This is a genomic window from Pseudomonas sp. ATCC 13867 (assembly GCF_000349845.1).
Classification (GTDB): domain Bacteria; phylum Pseudomonadota; class Gammaproteobacteria; order Pseudomonadales; family Pseudomonadaceae; genus Pseudomonas.
This window is the reverse complement of record NC_020829.1, coordinates 5,309,027-5,325,109: the sequence shown is the minus strand read 5'-3', so window position 1 is coordinate 5,325,109 and position 16,083 is coordinate 5,309,027. Positions and strand designations below refer to the sequence as shown.

13 protein-coding genes are annotated in these 16,083 nt (G+C 63.1%); 9 read left to right on the top strand and 4 right to left on the bottom strand.

Annotation, left to right across the window (positions count from 1 at the left end):
* Positions 1-132: 132 nt before the first annotated feature.
* Positions 133-1,512 (bottom strand): glutamine synthetase family protein, encoded by a 1,380-nt coding sequence (locus tag H681_RS23835; protein WP_015479464.1) that lies wholly within the window; start codon positions 1,510-1,512, stop codon positions 133-135.
* A 278-nt stretch (positions 1,513-1,790) separates the two neighbouring features.
* On the opposite strand from H681_RS23835, the gene H681_RS23830 reads away from it, so the two are divergent.
* The 8 genes from H681_RS23830 to H681_RS23795 all read left to right on the top strand — a co-directional run bounded on the left by H681_RS23830 (position 1,791) and on the right by H681_RS23795 (position 10,906).
* A complete protein-coding gene (locus H681_RS23830; protein ID WP_015479463.1) occupies positions 1,791-2,540 on the top strand; it encodes a gamma-glutamyl-gamma-aminobutyrate hydrolase family protein in 750 nt (249 codons plus the stop codon).
* Between the two features lie 40 nt (positions 2,541-2,580).
* The gene (locus H681_RS23825; protein ID WP_015479462.1) at positions 2,581-3,939 is read left to right on the top strand and encodes a glutamine synthetase family protein; all 1,359 of its coding nucleotides are present in this window, start codon (positions 2,581-2,583) and stop codon (positions 3,937-3,939) included.
* Between the two features lie 61 nt (positions 3,940-4,000).
* Positions 4,001-5,368 (top strand): aspartate aminotransferase family protein, encoded by a 1,368-nt coding sequence (locus tag H681_RS23820; RefSeq protein ID WP_015479461.1) that lies wholly within the window; start codon positions 4,001-4,003, stop codon positions 5,366-5,368.
* 117 nt (positions 5,369-5,485) lie between these two features.
* Positions 5,486-6,586 (top strand): polyamine ABC transporter substrate-binding protein, encoded by a 1,101-nt coding sequence (locus tag H681_RS23815; protein WP_015479460.1) that lies wholly within the window; start codon positions 5,486-5,488, stop codon positions 6,584-6,586.
* Positions 6,587-6,806: 220 nt separating this feature from the next.
* Positions 6,807-7,901, top strand: a complete 1,095-nt coding sequence (locus H681_RS23810) for a polyamine ABC transporter substrate-binding protein (protein WP_015479459.1) — start codon at positions 6,807-6,809, stop codon at positions 7,899-7,901.
* Positions 7,902-7,971: 70 nt separating this feature from the next.
* Positions 7,972-9,126: an ABC transporter ATP-binding protein gene (locus tag H681_RS23805; RefSeq protein ID WP_015479458.1), complete on the top strand. Its 1,155-nt coding sequence runs from the start codon at positions 7,972-7,974 to the stop codon at positions 9,124-9,126.
* A 26-nt stretch (positions 9,127-9,152) separates the two neighbouring features.
* Positions 9,153-10,034 carry an ABC transporter permease subunit gene (locus H681_RS23800; protein ID WP_086009633.1) on the top strand — a complete coding sequence of 294 codons (882 nt, stop codon included), beginning with the start codon at positions 9,153-9,155 and terminating at the stop codon, positions 10,032-10,034.
* The gene (locus H681_RS23795; protein WP_015479456.1) at positions 10,031-10,906 is read left to right on the top strand and encodes an ABC transporter permease subunit; all 876 of its coding nucleotides are present in this window, start codon (positions 10,031-10,033) and stop codon (positions 10,904-10,906) included. Before H681_RS23800 ends, H681_RS23795 begins: the two co-directional genes overlap by 4 nt.
* A 400-nt stretch (positions 10,907-11,306) precedes the next feature.
* Here H681_RS23795 and H681_RS23790 read toward each other — a convergent pair whose 3' ends face one another.
* Positions 11,307-13,694 carry a penicillin acylase family protein gene (locus H681_RS23790; RefSeq protein WP_015479455.1) on the bottom strand — a complete coding sequence of 796 codons (2,388 nt, stop codon included), beginning with the start codon at positions 13,692-13,694 and terminating at the stop codon, positions 11,307-11,309.
* Positions 13,695-13,801: 107 nt separating this feature from the next.
* Here H681_RS23790 and H681_RS23785 point away from each other — a divergent pair, with 107 nt between their 5' ends.
* On the top strand, positions 13,802-14,854 hold the full coding sequence (locus H681_RS23785; RefSeq protein WP_015479454.1) for an AraC family transcriptional regulator ligand-binding domain-containing protein: 1,053 nt from the start codon (positions 13,802-13,804) through the stop codon (positions 14,852-14,854).
* Between the two features lie 6 nt (positions 14,855-14,860).
* Here H681_RS23785 and H681_RS23780 read toward each other — a convergent pair whose 3' ends face one another.
* Together H681_RS23780 and H681_RS23775 are read right to left on the bottom strand one after the other, a co-directional pair.
* A complete protein-coding gene (locus tag H681_RS23780) occupies positions 14,861-15,364 on the bottom strand; it encodes a hypothetical protein (protein ID WP_015479453.1) in 504 nt (167 codons plus the stop codon).
* 83 nt (positions 15,365-15,447) lie between these two features.
* The gene (locus H681_RS23775; protein ID WP_015479452.1) at positions 15,448-16,017 is read right to left on the bottom strand and encodes a DUF6436 domain-containing protein; all 570 of its coding nucleotides are present in this window, start codon (positions 16,015-16,017) and stop codon (positions 15,448-15,450) included.
* Positions 16,018-16,083 lie beyond the last annotated feature (66 nt).

Here is a 16,083-nt window from a genome sequence, read left to right as displayed (position 1 = left end):
GCATCGCGGGCAGGAGGGAGCGACGGATGCGGCTCGCCCTGGCGCCCCTCCTCGCCGTTGCGATGTCGCAGTCCCCTGTGTGCCAGAGGCACAAGAAAACGCCGGCGCGAAGGCCGGCGTTTCATTTACCACTTATACGGTATGCAGATACCAGTTGTACTCGAGGTCGGAGATCGAATATTCGAACTCCTGCATCTCATGCTCCTTGCACGCGACGAAGATGTCGATGTACTCGGGGCTGATGTACTTGTTCATCACGTCGCTGTCGTCCAGCTCGCGCAGGGCATCGCGCAGGTTGTTCGGCAGGCTCTGTTCCAACTGCTCGTAGGCGTTGCCTTCGATCGGTGCGCCCGGCTCGACCTGGTTGGTCAGGCCGTGATGGATACCGGCCAGTACCGCGGAGAGCAGCAGGTACGGGTTGGCGTCGGCGCCGGCGACACGGTGTTCCAGGCGCACCGCTTCCGGCGCTCCGGTCGGCACGCGCAGGGCGACGGTACGGTTGTCCAGGCCCCAGCTCGGTGCGTTCGGCACGAAGAAGGCCGAACCGAAGCGGCGGTACGAGTTGACGTTCGGGCAGAGGAACGCCATCGACGCCGGCAGGGTCTCGAGCACACCGCCGATTGCGTGGCGCAACGCGGCGTTCTGCTCGGGATCCTCGCTGGTGAAGATGTTCTTGCCGTCCTTGTCGAGCAGCGAGACGTGGACATGCAGACCGTTGCCGGCCTGACCCGGGTAGGGCTTGGCCATGAAGGTCGAGTCCATCTCGTGGTCGTAGGCGACGTTCTTGATCAGGCGCTTGAGCAGGACCGCGTAGTCGCAGGCCTTCAGGGCGTCGTCGACGTGGTGCATGTTGACTTCGAACTGGGCCGGGGCGCTTTCCTTGACGATGGCGTCGGCCGGGATGCCCTGGGCGCGGGCGCCGTCGATGATGTCCTGCAGGCAGTCGGCGTACTCGTCGAGGTCGTCGATGGAGTAGACCTGGACCGATTGCGGACGCTTGCCGGAAATCGGCGAGCGCGGCGGCTGCGGACGGCCGTTCACGTTCTCCTGGTCGATCAGGTAGAACTCCAGCTCGAAGGCCGCGACGATGGTCAGGCCCATGTCGGTGAACTTCTGCGCCACCTGGCGCAGCACTTCACGGGGATCGGCGAAGAACGGCTGGCGCTCTTCCATCTCGTGCATGGTCATCAGCAGTTGCGCGGTCGGGCGCTTCTGCCAGGGCTCCATCGACAGGGTGTTGGGGATGGGGTAGCAGACGCGATCCGCGTCGCCAATGTCCAGGCCGAGGCCGGTGCTTTCTACAGTGGAGCCGGTGATGTCGAGAGCGAAGAGAGAGGCGGGGAGATTGATGCCTTTCTCATAGACTTTGGGCAGGTTGGTGCGTTCGATGCGCTTGCCGCGGACCACACCATTCATGTCTGCAATCAGGAGGTCGACGAACTGGACCTCGGGGTGTTCCTTCAGGAACTCACTCGCTTCTTCAAGCGAAACGGCACTCTGGGGTACCGGCATGATGTAACACCTTTATTGTTAAAAATTTCAATCATTCGAAGGCTGAGGTGTGAGTCAATCCGAATTGGCAGGGGTTGTCAATGTCGCACCAAAAAGGGGCATATCAGCGCTGATAGGCCATTTATGGGGCGTTTCAGGTCGCTTTAGGCGCTCGGAAAGCCTTGGCTGGCGGGCTGTTCAGTAGGGCGTGTTTGATTTTTTACATCCCTATTGTGTAAAAAAATGAACAAGGCTAAGCTCGGTCCCAAGCCCATAACACATACAAACACGGGTGCCTCATGTCTCGCCTGCCGATAATCGGCGTGTCCGCCTGCCTCAAGCAGATCGGTTCGAAACCCTACCACGTCACTGGCGACAAATACCTCAGAGCTGTGATCTCCGGGGCCCGGGGCATTCCGGTGATCGTTCCCTCCCTGGGCGAGGCTATCGACCAGGAAGCCATGTTGGCCGCACTCGACGGCCTGCTGTTCACAGGCTCGGCGTCGAATGTCGAACCTCATCATTATAGTGGCTCCGCGAGCGTTGCCGGCACTCTTCATGATCCCGCGCGCGACAGCACCACGCTGCCGCTGATTCGCCGCGCCGTCGCGGCCGGGATTCCGGTGCTGGGGGTCTGCCGCGGCTTCCAGGAAATGAACGTCGCCTTCGGCGGTTCGCTGCACCAGAAGGTGCACGAAGTCGAAGGCTTCATGGACCACCGCGAACCCGCCGGTGAGCCGATCGAAATCCAATATGGTCTGCGGCACGTCGTCGACGTGCAGCCGGGCGGCGTTTTCGCCGGCATCGGGCTACCCTCGCAGTTCCAGGTCAACTCCATTCACGGCCAGGGCGTTGATCGTCTGGCGCCCGGCCTTCGTGTAGAAGCTCTGGCGCCTGACGGGTTGGTTGAAGCCTTCTCCGTCGAAGGTGCGGCCTTTGCCGTCGGGGTGCAGTGGCACCCGGAATGGCAGGTCGAAACGAACCCCAACTATCTCGCTATCTTCCAGGCATTCGGCAAAGCCTGCGGCAAGAGGGCGGGGAACCGTTGAGTCCGGCGTTGGGGCCGGACTCTCAACCCCTGAGGTCTTTATGACTAGCAAGTTAGACCAGCTGAGCAGCTGGCTGAAGGAACGCAAGATCACCGAAGTGGAATGCATGATCGCCGACCTGACCGGGATCGCCCGGGGCAAGATCGCGCCGACCGCGAAATTCCTCAACGAGAAGGGCATGCGCCTGCCGGAGAGCGTTCTCCTGCAGACCGTGACCGGTGATTACGTCGAGGACGACATCTATTACGACCTGCTGGACCCGGCCGACATCGATATGGTCTGCCGCCCGGACGAGAATGCCGTGTTCCTCGTCCCCTGGGCCATCGAGCCGACCGCGATGGTCATCCATGACACCTACGACAAGCTGGGCAACCCCATCGAGCTGTCGCCGCGCAACGTGCTCAAGCGTGTGCTCAAGCTGTACGCCGACAAGGGCTGGAAGCCGATTGTCGCCCCGGAAATGGAATTCTACCTGACCAAACGCAGCGACGACCCCGACTACCCGCTGCAGGCTCCGGTAGGCCGTTCCGGTCGCCAGGAAACTGGCCGCCAGTCCTTCTCCATCGACGCGGCGAACGAGTTCGACCCGCTGTTCGAGGACATGTACGACTGGTGCGAACTGCAGGGCCTGGATCTGGATACCCTGATCCATGAAGAAGGCACCGCGCAGATGGAGATCAACTTCCGTCATGGCGATGCCCTCGACCTGGCCGACCAGATCGTGGTGTTCAAGCGCACCATGCGCGAGGCCGCGCTCAAGCACAACGTCGCCGCGACCTTCATGGCCAAGCCGATGACCGGCGAGCCGGGCAGTGCCATGCACCTGCACCAGAGCATCGTCGACATCAAGACCGGCAAGAACATCTTCTCCAACGCCGACGGCAGCATGAGCGAGCTGTTCCTGCACCACGTCGGCGGCCTGCAGAAGCTGATCCCCGAGGCGCTGCCGCTGTTCGCCCCGAACGTCAACTCGTTCCGCCGCTTCCTGCCCGACACCTCGGCGCCGGTGAACGTGGAGTGGGGCGAGGAGAACCGCACCGTGGGCCTGCGCGTACCGGATTCCACCCCGGACAACCGTCGGGTGGAGAACCGCCTGGCCGGCGCCGACGCCAACCCTTACCTGGCCCTGGCCGCCAGCCTGTTGTGCGGCTACATCGGCATGGTAGAAGGCTTCAAACCCAGTGCCCAGGTCAAGGGCCGTGGCTATGAACGGCGTAACCTGCGTCTGCCGCTGACCATCGAAGCCGCCCTGGAGTGCATGGAGGGTAGCAAGACCCTGGAGAAATACCTGGGTGACAAGTTCATTCGGGGCTACGTCGCGGTGAAGCGCGCCGAGCACGAGAACTTCAAGCGAGTAATCAGTTCCTGGGAGCGCGAGTTCCTCCTGCTTTCTGTCTGATCGGCGTGGGGTCCGGCGCGTGGCCGGGCCCCGTGTTTCTTAGAAAAGAGGTTTTATCAAGATGACTAACCAGACCAGCGCCAATACCCAACATTGGCAGGCGCTCAGCCGCGAACACCACCTGGCTCCGTTCACCGACTACAAGCAGTTGAACGAGAAGGGCGCGCGCATCATCACTAAGGCCGAGGGTATCTACCTGTGGGACAGCGAGGGCAACAAGATCCTCGACGGCATGGCGGGCCTGTGGTGCGTGAACGTCGGCTACGGTCGCAAGGAGCTTGCTGAAGCCGCCTACAAGCAGATGCAGGAACTGCCCTACTACAACCTGTTCTTCCAGACCGCCCACCCGCCGGCGCTGGAGCTGGCCAAGGCGATCGCCGACATCGCCCCCGAAGGCATGAACCACGTGTTCTTCACCGGCTCGGGCTCGGAGTCCAACGACACCGTGCTGCGCATGGTTCGCCACTACTGGACCATCAAGGGCCAGCCGCAGAAGAAAGTGGTCATCGGCCGCTGGAACGGCTACCACGGCTCCACCGTCGCCGGCGTCAGCCTGGGCGGCATGAAGGCGCTGCACGAGCAGGGCGACCTGCCGATTCCGGGCATCGTGCACATCCCGCAGCCGTACTGGTATGGCGAGGGTGGCGACATGTCGCCGGAAGAGTTCGGCATCTGGGCTGCCGAGCAACTGGAGAAGAAGATTCTCGAAGTCGGCGAAGACAAGGTCGCCGCCTTCATCGCCGAGCCGATCCAGGGCGCGGGCGGCGTGATCGTTCCGCCGGAAACCTACTGGCCGAAGATCCGCGAGATCCTCGCCAAGTACGACATCCTGTTCATCGCCGACGAAGTCATCTGCGGCTTCGGCCGTACCGGCGAGTGGTTCGGCAGCCAGTACTACGGCAACGCCCCGGACCTGATGCCGATCGCCAAGGGCCTGACCAGCGGCTACATCCCAATGGGCGGCGTGATCGTTCGTGACGAGATCGTCCATACCCTGAATGAGGGTGGGGAGTTCTACCACGGCTTCACTTACTCCGGTCACCCGGTCGCGGCCGCCGTCGCGCTGGAAAACATCCGCATCCTGCGTGAAGAGAAGATCGTCGAGAAGGTGAAGGCCGAAACGGCACCGTATTTGCAGAAACGCTGGCAGGAGCTGGCCGACCATCCCCTGGTAGGCGAAGCCCGCGGCGTCGGTCTGGTGGCAGCACTGGAACTGGTGAAGAACAAGAAGACCCGCGAGCGCTTCGACGGCAAGGGTGTGGGGATGCTGTGCCGCGAGCACTGTTTCCGCAACGGTCTGATCATGCGCGCGGTGGGAGACACTATGATTATTTCGCCGCCGCTGGTGATCGAGAAATCGCAGATCGATGACCTGATCACCCTGGCGCGCAAGTGCCTCGATCAGACCGCCGCAGCCGTTCTGTCTTGAGTCTTTCACCGGACCTTTGACAGACTGCGCCTGTGCGTTGGCCAGGCTCACCGGGTGGTGACGGATCGAACTGTCCACGCCACCCGGAACATCAAAAAAACAAATGGAGCTACCCGCATGTTCAACACCTTCGGCAAATCCCTGCTCGCTGTGACGCTGGCGGGCGCTGTGGCTGGTATGGCGCAGGCAGATGACAAAGTGCTGCACGTCTACAACTGGTCGGATTACATCGCGCCGGACACCGTAGACAAGTTCACCAAGGAAACCGGAATCAAGGTCGTCTACGACGTCTACGACAGCAACGAAGTGCTGGAAGCCAAGCTGCTGGCCGGCAAGTCGGGGTATGACATCGTGGTACCGTCCAACTCCTTCCTCGCCAAGCAGATCAAAGCCGGCGTCTACCAGCCGCTGGATCGCGCCAAGCTGCCGAACTGGAAGAACCTGAACCCGGACATCATGAAGACCCTGGAGATCAGCGACCCGGGCAACCAGTACGCGATCCCCTACATGTGGGGCACCATCGGCCTGGGTTACAACCCGGACAAGGTCAAGGCCGCGCTGGGCGACAACGCCCCGGTGGACTCCTGGGACCTGGTGTTCAAGCCGGAGAACATCCAGAAGCTGAAGGCGTGCGGCGTGAGCTTCCTCGATTCGCCGACCGAAATGCTGCCGGCCGCCCTGCACTACCTGGGCTACAAGCCCGATAGCCAGGACCCGAAACAGCTGAAGGAAGCCGAAGCGCTGTTCCTGAAGATTCGTCCGTACATCTCCTACTTCCACTCCTCGAAGTACATCTCCGACATCGCCAACGGCAACATCTGCGTGGCCGTCGGCTACTCGGGCGACGTGTACCAGGCCAAATCCCGCGCGGAAGAAGCCAAGAACAAGGTCACCGTGAAGTACAACATTCCGAAGGAAGGTGCCGGTGCGTTCTTCGATACCGTCGCGATCCCGAAGGATGCCGAGAACCCGGAAGCCGCGCTGAAGTGGATCAACTTCCTGCTTGAGCCGAAGGTCATGGCCGAGATCACCAACGTCGTCCAGTTCCCGAACGGCAACGCCGCCGCCACTCCGCTGGTGGATGAGGCGATCCGTAACGACCCGGGCGTGTATCCGACGCCGGAAACCATGAAGAAGCTGTACGCCTTCCCGGACCTGCCGGCGAAGACCCAGCGTCTGATGACCCGCAGCTGGACCACCATCAAGTCCGGCAAGTGATCGGGTAGTCGCCGGTGCGCGCGCGCGCCGGCAGGTGTACCGGGCAGGTGGCGGGGGAGTTCGCTCCCCCGTCCTCCCGGCGGGCAATCCGTAGCTTCCATCAGTGGAATGGCTGCGCAAGTCGGGGTGCTCTCGCGCTCCTGAAGGCTTTGGCGCTATCCACGGAACGGCCGTCGTCGCCAACCGACAGAAGAAGTCAAAACAACGAGAGGACTCACGTGTGCGCACTCCCTTCCGCAGAACCCTGATCGCCGCACTCTCCGTTTTCGGCCTGGCCAGCGTGGCCCAGGCGGGACCGACCGTGCATATCTACAACTGGTCGGACTACATCGGCGAGACCACCCTGGACGATTTCGAGAAGGAAACCGGTATCAAGCCGGTGTATGACGTCTTCGACTCCAACGAAACCCTGGAAGGCAAGCTGCTGGCCGGCCGCACCGGCTATGACGTGGTCGTGCCGTCCAACCACTTCCTCGGTCGCCAGATCAAGGCCGGTGCGTTCCAGAAGCTGGACAGGAGCCAACTGCCCAACTGGTCGAACCTCGATCCGAAACTGATGAAGCAGCTCGAGGCCAACGACCCGGGCAACCTGTACGGCGTGCCGTACCTGTGGGGCACCAACGGCATCGGCTACAACGTCGAGAAGGTCAAGGCCGTCCTGGGTGTCGACACCATCGATTCGTGGGCCGTCCTGTTCGAGCCCGAGAACATGAAGAAGCTCAGCCAGTGCGGCGTCGCCTTCCTCGATTCGGGCGACGAGATGATGCCGGCCGTGCTCAAGTACCTGGGGCTGGATCCCAACAGCACCAACCCGGACGACTACAAGAAAGTCGAAGACAAGCTGATGGCGGTGCGTCCGTACGTCACCTACTTCCACTCCTCCAAGTACATTTCCGACCTGGCCAACGGCAACATCTGCGTGGCGGCGGGCTTCTCCGGCGACGTATTCCAGGCCGCCAACCGTGCCAAGGAAGCCGGCAAGGGCGTCAACATCGCCTATGCGATTCCGAAGGAAGGCGCCAACCTGTGGTTCGACATCCTCGCCATCCCGAAGGATGCCTCCAACCCGAAAGCCGCCCATGCCTTCATCAACTACCTGCTCAAGCCCGAGGTGATCGCCAAGGTCAGCGATTACGTCGGTTACGCCAACCCGAACCTCAAGGCTGGCGAATTCATGGATGAGTCCGTGCGCAACAATCCTGAGGTGTATCCACCCCAGGAGGTTCTCGACAAGCTCTTCGTGCAGCACGAGCTGCCGCCGAAGGTCCTGCGCCTAATGACCCGTTCCTGGACCAAGATCAAGTCCGGCAAGTAAGCCGCAGACGTAGTTATCCAAGCATGCCCGGCCGCGGGGGCCGGGCCTCTATGATTTGGGAGTTGTGGTAATGGCAATAGCCTCCGGTGCCTACAAGAAAGCCTTGAGTGGCGACCAGAAGCCTAAAGAGGTTCTGGTAAAAATCGACCGGGTCAGCAAGCAGTTCGACGAAACGTTGGCTGTGGACAGCGTGTCCCTTGACATCAAGAAGGGCGAGATATTCGCCCTGCTCGGTGGCTCGGGTTCGGGCAAGTCGACCCTGCTGCGCATGCTGGCTGGTTTCGAGCGTCCCACTGAAGGTCGCATCTTCCTCGATGGCCAGGACATTACCGACCTGCCGCCCTATGAGCGGCCGATCAACATGATGTTCCAGTCTTACGCCCTGTTCCCCCACATGAGCGTGGCGCAGAACATCGCCTTCGGCCTGAAGCAGGACGGCCTGCCCAAGGCCGAGATCGACAAGATCGTCGACGAGATGCTCAAGCTCGTGCAGATGACCCAGTACGCCAAGCGCAAGCCGCACCAGCTCTCCGGCGGCCAGCGCCAGCGCGTGGCCCTGGCCCGCTCGCTGGCCAAGCGTCCGAAGCTGCTGCTGCTCGACGAGCCGATGGGCGCGCTGGACAAGAAACTGCGTTCGCAGATGCAGCTGGAACTGGTGGAGATCATCGAGCGCGTGGGCGTGACCTGCGTGATGGTGACCCACGACCAGGAAGAGGCCATGACCATGGCCCAGCGCATCGCCATCATGCACCTGGGTTGCATCGAGCAGATCGGCAGCCCGATGGACATCTACGAGACTCCGGCCAGTCGCCTGATCTGCGAGTTCATCGGCAACGTCAACCTGTTCGACGGCGAGATCGTCGAGGACCTGCAGGACCACGCGGTCATCGCCTGCCCGCAGCTGGAAAACCCGATCTACATCGGCCACGGCATCAGTACTCGTGCCGAGAACAAGCGCATGACCTACGCGCTGCGTCCGGAAAAGGTCATGGTCAGCGCGCAGAAGCCGGAAAACCTCGAGCACGAAGGCTTCAACGTCGCCCAGGGCACCGTTCACGACATCGCCTACCTGGGCGGTCACTCGGTGTACTACATCAAGCTGGCTTCGGGCTTCATCGTCCAGGCCTTCATGGCCAACGCCGAGCGCCACGTGGCGCGCCCGACCTGGGACCAGCCGGTTTACATCAGCTGGTACGACGACAGCGGTGTGGTACTGCAATCATGAACATCAGCAAATCGCTCATGAAACGCCTGCCGAACGGCCGGCATGCCGTGATCGGTGTGCCGTTCCTCTGGCTGTTCCTGTTCTTCCTGCTGCCCTTCGCCATCGTGCTGAAGATCAGTCTGGCGGCAGCGGACGTAGCCATTCCGCCGTACACCGAAGTGTTCCAGTACGCCGACCAGACGCTCCAGGTCGTGATGAACCTGGGCAACTACCTGATGCTGACGGACGACCCGCTCTACATCGACGCCTACCTGGGCTCGCTGAAGATGGCGGCGATCAGTACCTTCCTGTGCCTGCTCATCGGCTACCCGATGGCCTACTCCATCGCCCGCGCCAGCAAGGAAATGCAGACCGTGCTGCTGCTGCTGATCATGATGCCGACCTGGACGGCGATCCTGATCCGCGTGTACGCCTGGATGGGCATCCTGTCCAACAATGGCCTGCTCAACAGCTTCCTGATGTGGCTGGGCGTGATCAACGAGCCGCTGACGATCCTCAACACTAATTTCGCGGTGTACATCGGTATCGTCTACTCCTACCTGCCGTTCATGATCCTGCCGCTGTTCGCCAACCTGGTGAAGCACGACATGAGCCTGCTCGAAGCCGCGTCCGACCTTGGCGCGCGCAGCTTCACCAGCTTCTGGAAGATCACCGTGCCGCTGTCCAAGAACGGTATCATCGCCGGCTGCATGCTGGTGTTCATCCCGGCGGTGGGCGAGTTCGTGATCCCGGAACTGCTCGGCGGCCCCGAGACGCTGATGATCGGCAAGGTGCTGTGGCAGGAGTTCTTCAACAACCGCGACTGGCCGGTGGCTTCCGCCCTCGCCGTGGTGATGCTGGCGATCCTGATCGTACCCATCATCCTGTTCAACAAGAACCAGGCTAAAGAGCTGGAGGGCAAGGTATGAACAAGCGTTGGTCGTTCTCCAACATCATGCTGGTGTTGGGCCTGCTCTTCATCTACGTGCCGATGCTCATTCTGGTCATCTACTCGTTCAACGGCTCGAAGCTGGTGACCGTGTGGGGTGGCTGGTCGATCAAGTGGTACGTCGGCCTGCTGGATAACCAGCAACTGATCGGTTCGGTGTTCCGCTCGCTGGAGATCGCCTTCTACACCGCAATCTCCTCCGTGGCACTGGGCACCCTGGCCGCCTTCGTGCTGACCCGCATCCCGCGTTTCCGTGGCCGTACGCTGTTCGGCGGCATGGTCACCGCGCCGCTGGTCATGCCCGAGGTGATCACCGGTCTGTCGCTGCTGCTGTTGTTCGTCGCCATGGCCCAGCTGATCGGCTGGCCGCAGGAACGCGGCATCGTGACCATCTGGATCGCCCATACCAGCTTCTGCTCGTCCTATGTGGCGGTGGTGGTGTCGGCGCGCCTGCGCGAGCTGGACCTGTCCATCGAGGAAGCGGCGATGGACCTGGGCGCCAAGCCCTGGAAGGTGTTCATGTTGATCACCATCCCGATGATCGCCCCTTCGCTGGCGGCGGGCGGCATGATGTCCTTCGCCTTGTCGCTGGATGACCTGGTACTGGCCAGCTTCGTGTCCGGTCCTGGCTCCACCACCCTGCCGATGGAAGTGTTCTCCGCCGTGCGCCTGGGCGTGAAGCCGGAGATCAACGCCGTCGCCAGCCTGATCCTGCTGACCGTTTCGCTGTTCACCTTCTTCGCCTGGTACTTCACCCGCCAGGCCGAGGAGCGTCGCAAGCGCGCCATTCAGGAAGCGATGGAATCCAACGCGACCGATTGGCAGCAAAAGAGTTCGACAGCCACCGCCTGACACCGTCTTGTCGGCCGGTTGCTTCCGGCGATTGTCGAACCACGGGCCACCTTCGGGTGGCCCGTGTTTTTTGTGTCCGCGTTATTCCGAAGTGTCTGGATTCCCTGGAATTATCGGAAAAATCTGTAAGTACAAAGCCCTACTCCGGTGAAATGGCCAACTAGTATTTAACTCGTTCGATGGCGTCTACCGGCCTCCCCCGAACCAGGGCCGGGAACGTCAGCGGCATCGTCTAGTGAAATCCTTGGCATACGTGCGGGAGAGGGCGCCCAATACAACACCCCAAGAGTTATCCCTAGGGGAAATAACGCGCCAGGGAGCTTCGGCATCTCCCGCAGCACTCTCTTTCAGGCCCCAAAAGAAAACCCCGCTTTCGCGGGGTTTTCTTTTGGGCGGGGGTTCAGCGGCTCGCCGGGACCAGCTTGAGAAGCCCCTGGGTGTTTGCCTTCACCTCGGCGTCTTCGTAGTGCTGGGGCACGTACTGGCCCTCGATGTAGGCCTGCGCCTGGTCGTCATAGTGCTTGTCGAACGGGACGCCGCTTTGCCCGACCGGGTTGATGCCCAGGCTGTGAGTGGGATCGGCGAAGTCGATCAGGCGCCGGGTGGACGGGCCATAGACGACCTGCCAGGGCGCCGGGCCGACGCGGGCGGACAGGTTGTTGGGCACTTCGTGGCCGCCAGGCGCTGCGAACGGGCCGACGTTGAAGATCCGATCCAGCGGCTTCTGCTGGCCCAGCGGGTGGCCGTGGGTGAGAGTGTGCGCCTTGCCCCACTGCCACTGTTTCGAGTCCTGGCCGAGGGTGGCGCGCAGGTGCGCCAGGCTGTCCTTCCAGGCCGCCTTGACGATATCGGCGCGGGTTTCCTTCTGCGGCGTCTTGCGGTTGTCCCACCAGGGCGAATTCTCGTCGGCGGCCAGGCGCGGCAGGGCCACGTCGAGCACGCGGGTGGACAACAGGTTGTCGAAGAAGGCGTCGCCCATCTCGTCGCGCATGGCGCCGTCGGCGACCTGGTAGAGCAACTGGTTGAACACTGTGGCAGTGATCGAATCCAGCGGGTGGTCACCCTGCCAGTTGGCCAGGTTGTCCACCAGCGCCTTCTCTTCGTCGGTCGCGGCCGCTTCGCGCAGGATTGGCAGCAGCGGCTTGAGGACGCGCGGGCCGTAGCCGGTGGCGGTGTCCAGTTGCAGTGCCTGGCTGTTCTGCAGGTCCCATTTCACCGATGCGTCGGCCAGGCGCTGGTTCAACTGCTGACCGCGATCGGGCAGGTTGTAGTAACCGGGCACCGGGCGGCCGTTGGCGGGCACCGGCTGGAAGTTGGCGGAGACGATGTAGCCGCGCGCCGGGTTCTCTTCCTGTGGGTTTTCGCTGAAGGGGTAGAAGCCGGACTTGTCGGCCTGGCCGCTGGCGCCGTCGAGCAGGAAGTTCGGATTGACCCCGTCCGGACGCACCGGCAGTTGCGCCGAGGCCCACCAGCCGATGTCGCCACGGGCGTTGGCCCAGACCACGTTGAGGCCCGGCGAGTGGATTTTCGAGGACGCGGCGCGGGCCTTGTCCAGGGTGTCGGCGCGGTTGAGCTGGTAGAAGGCGTCGAGGATCGGGTTCTGGGTTTCCAGGAAGGCCCACCACATGGCGATTGGCGTCTTGCCCGACGCCGTGCCGAGGGCATCGTTGACCAGCGGGCCGTGGGGCGAGCTGCGCAGGGTGATCTTCACCGGCGCCTCGCCCTTGACCGCGATGCTCTGTTCTTCGCTTTTCAGGTCGACCCACTGGCCGTGGTACCAGACCTGGTTGGGGTTGTCCGGGTTGACCTTCTCGGCGACCAGATCGACATCATCGTTCTGGAACATCGTCAGGCTCCAGCCGAACTGCTCGTTATGCCCGAGCGACGCGAAGGGGTTGAGCGCCTGGTAGTGCCCGTAGAGCTCGAAGCCTGGAGCGCTGGCCTGGATCTCGTACCACACCGCCGGTACGGCGAAGCGGATGTGCGGGTCGCCCGCCAGCAGCGGTTTGCCGCTCCTGGTGCGGCTACCGGAGACGGCCCAGGCGTTGCTGCCCTCGAACTGCGGCAGGCCGGCCTCTTCCAGCGCCGCATGGCTGATCCGGGCGATGGCATTGAGGTCCTGCCAGTCGGCGGCGGCCAGCGGGCTCGGCTTGAGCACGCCGTCGGGGTGCCAGTCGAGGTCGAAGACCTTCAGGTAGTCCGCGCCCAGCTCGTCGCGCACATAGGTCAGCACCGGTTCGGTGCGGAAGGCGGCGGCGAAGCTGTAGGCCATGTAGCCGGCGACGCTGACGGTGTCCTCGGGAGTGAAGGGTCGCTTGGGAATGCCAAGGATGTCGAACTCCAGCGGCCGCGGGTGGCTGGCCTGGAACTGGTTGACGCCGTCGAGGTAGGCCTCCAGGGCCTTCCAGGCCGGGGAGTTCCTGTCCTGGCGCGCCACGTACTCGGCCGCCTTGTCGCGGATGCGCAGGCTGCGGAACATGCGATCGGTGTCCACCAGCTTGGGCCCGAGCACCTCGGCCAGCTCGCCACGGGACAGGCGCCGCAGCATCTCCATCTGGAACAGGCGATCCTGGGCGTGGACGTAGCCGATCGCCCGGTACAGGTCATCCTCGCTGCCCGCCTTGATGTGCGGCACGCCACGTTCGTCGTAGCGAACCGTGACCTCGCTGTGCAGGCCGGCCAGGGGCAGTTGTCCATCGCGTACCGGCTGCTTGCCGTGCAGGTACCAGCCGGCACCCGCCGCGGCAGCGGCGACAACGACGGCGAGGACAGTCAAAGTGCGTTTCATGCGGCAACTCCTTGTTGTTATGCGGCGATTCTGCAAAGGAACGTCGCTGCCGTTCATTGACCAAATCTCTCCATGCTGAAATTCTTCGGTCAATCCAAGGAGAGCCCATGTCCTCCCCCGAACTGAACTTCCCCGAGACCCCGGCGCTGACCCAGTCCGCCACCTTGCGCCGCCTGCTGTACGAAGCGTTGGCCGAACTGGGCTTCGACCCGACCGATATCTATCGCCAGGCCTTGCAGAAGGTCCGCCTGCCGGCGCCGGCCCAGAGCGGGCGGCTGGTGCATGACGACGCCCCGCTGTTCTGGGCGACCCTCGACGAGATCACCGGCGACCGCGACATCGGCTTGCACCTGGGCGAGGTGATGAAGCCGCGCCTGCTGGATGTGGTCGGCTACCTGTTGATGGCCAGTGCCGACTTGCGTGAGGCGCTGGCCAGCTTCCTGCGCTTCCAGCACATCCTCTCCGGCGGCTTCGCCGCGCAGATGCGCGAGGAGGGCGAGCAGGTGCGGCTGATCCTCGACCTCAACTACCTCGGCGTGCCGAGCCTGCGGCAGCAGATGGAGTGCCTGATGCTGCTGTTCCTCAAGCTGCTGGCGCTGATCACCGACGGCGAGTTCCATGCCTGCGCCGTCGAATTCCGCCATGCCCAGCCGCGCCGCCTGACCGAGCATCGGCGGCTCTTCGGGCTGACGCCGAGCTTCGGCCAGCCCAACGATGCCCTGCTGTTCGACCGGGCGCTGTTGTCGCGCCCGTCACGCACGGCCAACCCCGACCTGCACCGTCTGCTCAGCGGGCATGCCCGCGAGCAATTGGGGACTTTCGACGAGAATGACCTGCTCAATCGTCTGCGCTACCTGATCGGCATTCGGCTCGGGGCGGGGGAGTGTTCGCTGCGCAGTTGCGCCGGCGAGCTGGGCGTGCGTCCGGGGCTGTTGCAGCGCAGCCTGGCGGCCAGGGCGCAGACTTTCAGGGATGTGCGGGAGGAGGTTCGACGGCAGCGCGCCGCGCAGATGCTGGAGCAGGGGGTGGCGATCCGCGAGGTGGCGCGGGCCTGCGGCTTCGCCGAGCTGTCGCCGTTCTACCGGGCGTTCCGGCGTTGGTACTCGGCGCCGCCGGAGCGCTACCGGCAGCGGATACGCGGGGGCGGTGCCGAGTCCTGAGGGGGCTTACTGGGCCAGCGGGATCTCGCGGGTCACGTCCAGCAGGGCCATTGCATCGAGCTGGTCTTCGATCTGCAGGAAGCGCAGGGCGCGCTTGGGCGACACTTCCTTGGCAATACGCTTGACGTATTTCTCCTTGAGGTCCTGCTTGTCGTCCTGCAGCTCCAGTACCTGCTTCTGCAGCTTGGCCGCGTCCTCGTCGCTCACCGAGCCGGTGTTATAGCTCTTCGCATAGTCGAGGATGATCTTCAGCGTCTGCTTGCTCAGCTTGTCCGCCTCGGTGCGGTAGCTGTTGTAGATCGGCCAGAATTTCTCGGTTTCCTTCGCGTCGAGCGACATGTTGGCTTCGACGATGCGCTTGCGCTTGTAGTCGATGTCGGCCAGGCGGTTGTCGATCGCCTGCTTGTGCTCGCTCATGACCGCGTTGCTGTTGGGTGCCGGATCAGCGGCGGTGGCGGTCAGGGGCAGGCCGAGAACGGCACACAGGGCGAGGGCGGGATGAAAACGCATGTGAACTCCTTGATAGCGAACGGCCCCTCATGGGCCGGCGCTACAAGTGTAGCCACGGATCGCCGATCATTTCTGCCGTTGTGTCATGACTTCGTCCAGGGGCAGTAGCAGCCGACGGCGAGGGTGTGGGTCGCCTGGACGCGCCGGCCCTGCACCAGCGCATCGAGGATCGGCTCGATGAAGCTGTTGCTCGAGGTGCACACGGCGCCTTCGCTGTAGGGGCCGACGTAGGCGAGGTTGCCCTGGGCGTCCCAGATCGCCACGGCGGGGCTGGCCGGCAGTTGTTCGGCGCCGGGCAGGGGCGGCAGCGTGCGCATGGATTTGAGGGTGTCGGGTAGTTGCCCGTGGCTGCCGGGCCGCTGTACGGCATAGAAGTCCACGCCCTGCGGCGCGAAGCGCGCGATCAGCTCGGCGAGGTGCTGCTGGTTGCCGACATTGCACGGACAGGCCGGGTCCCAGAAATGCACCAGGCGGATGTGTCCGGGGCCTGACAACTGCGCCGGCAGCATCAGGTGGTCGCCGGAGAACAGCTGCGGCTGGTGGCTGAAGGGTCGGATGTAGCGCTTCTCGTACCACCAGTAGGCACTGAGCAGGCCGGCGAGGCAGAGGGCGGCGATCAGCCAGCCGATGAGTGTTTTGCGGCGGGTGGACATGCTGTTCTCGGAGTGAGCGGCCAGAAAAACGGCCAGTGACAAAGCCGGTAAGATAGCTGCCAAGCT

Bases quoted from the DNA above. Each gene is read 5' to 3' on its own strand.
- H681_RS23815 (WP_015479460.1), top strand. From the start codon at position 5,486: ATGTTCAACACCTTCGGCAAATCCCTGCTCGCTGTGACGCTGGCGGGC.
- H681_RS23780 (WP_015479453.1), bottom strand. From the start codon at position 15,364: ATGCGTTTTCATCCCGCCCTCGCCCTGTGTGCCGTTCTCGGCCTGCCC.
- H681_RS23835 (WP_015479464.1), bottom strand. From the start codon at position 1,512: ATGCCGGTACCCCAGAGTGCCGTTTCGCTTGAAGAAGCGAGTGAGTTC.
- H681_RS23830 (WP_015479463.1), top strand. From the start codon at position 1,791: ATGTCTCGCCTGCCGATAATCGGCGTGTCCGCCTGCCTCAAGCAGATC.
- H681_RS23785 (WP_015479454.1), top strand. From the start codon at position 13,802: ATGTCCTCCCCCGAACTGAACTTCCCCGAGACCCCGGCGCTGACCCAG.
- H681_RS23795 (WP_015479456.1), top strand. From the start codon at position 10,031: ATGAACAAGCGTTGGTCGTTCTCCAACATCATGCTGGTGTTGGGCCTG.
- H681_RS23825 (WP_015479462.1), top strand. From the start codon at position 2,581: ATGACTAGCAAGTTAGACCAGCTGAGCAGCTGGCTGAAGGAACGCAAG.
- H681_RS23805 (WP_015479458.1), top strand. From the start codon at position 7,972: ATGGCAATAGCCTCCGGTGCCTACAAGAAAGCCTTGAGTGGCGACCAG.
- H681_RS23820 (WP_015479461.1), top strand. From the start codon at position 4,001: ATGACTAACCAGACCAGCGCCAATACCCAACATTGGCAGGCGCTCAGC.
- H681_RS23790 (WP_015479455.1), bottom strand. From the start codon at position 13,694: ATGAAACGCACTTTGACTGTCCTCGCCGTCGTTGTCGCCGCTGCCGCG.
- H681_RS23775 (WP_015479452.1), bottom strand. From the start codon at position 16,017: ATGTCCACCCGCCGCAAAACACTCATCGGCTGGCTGATCGCCGCCCTC.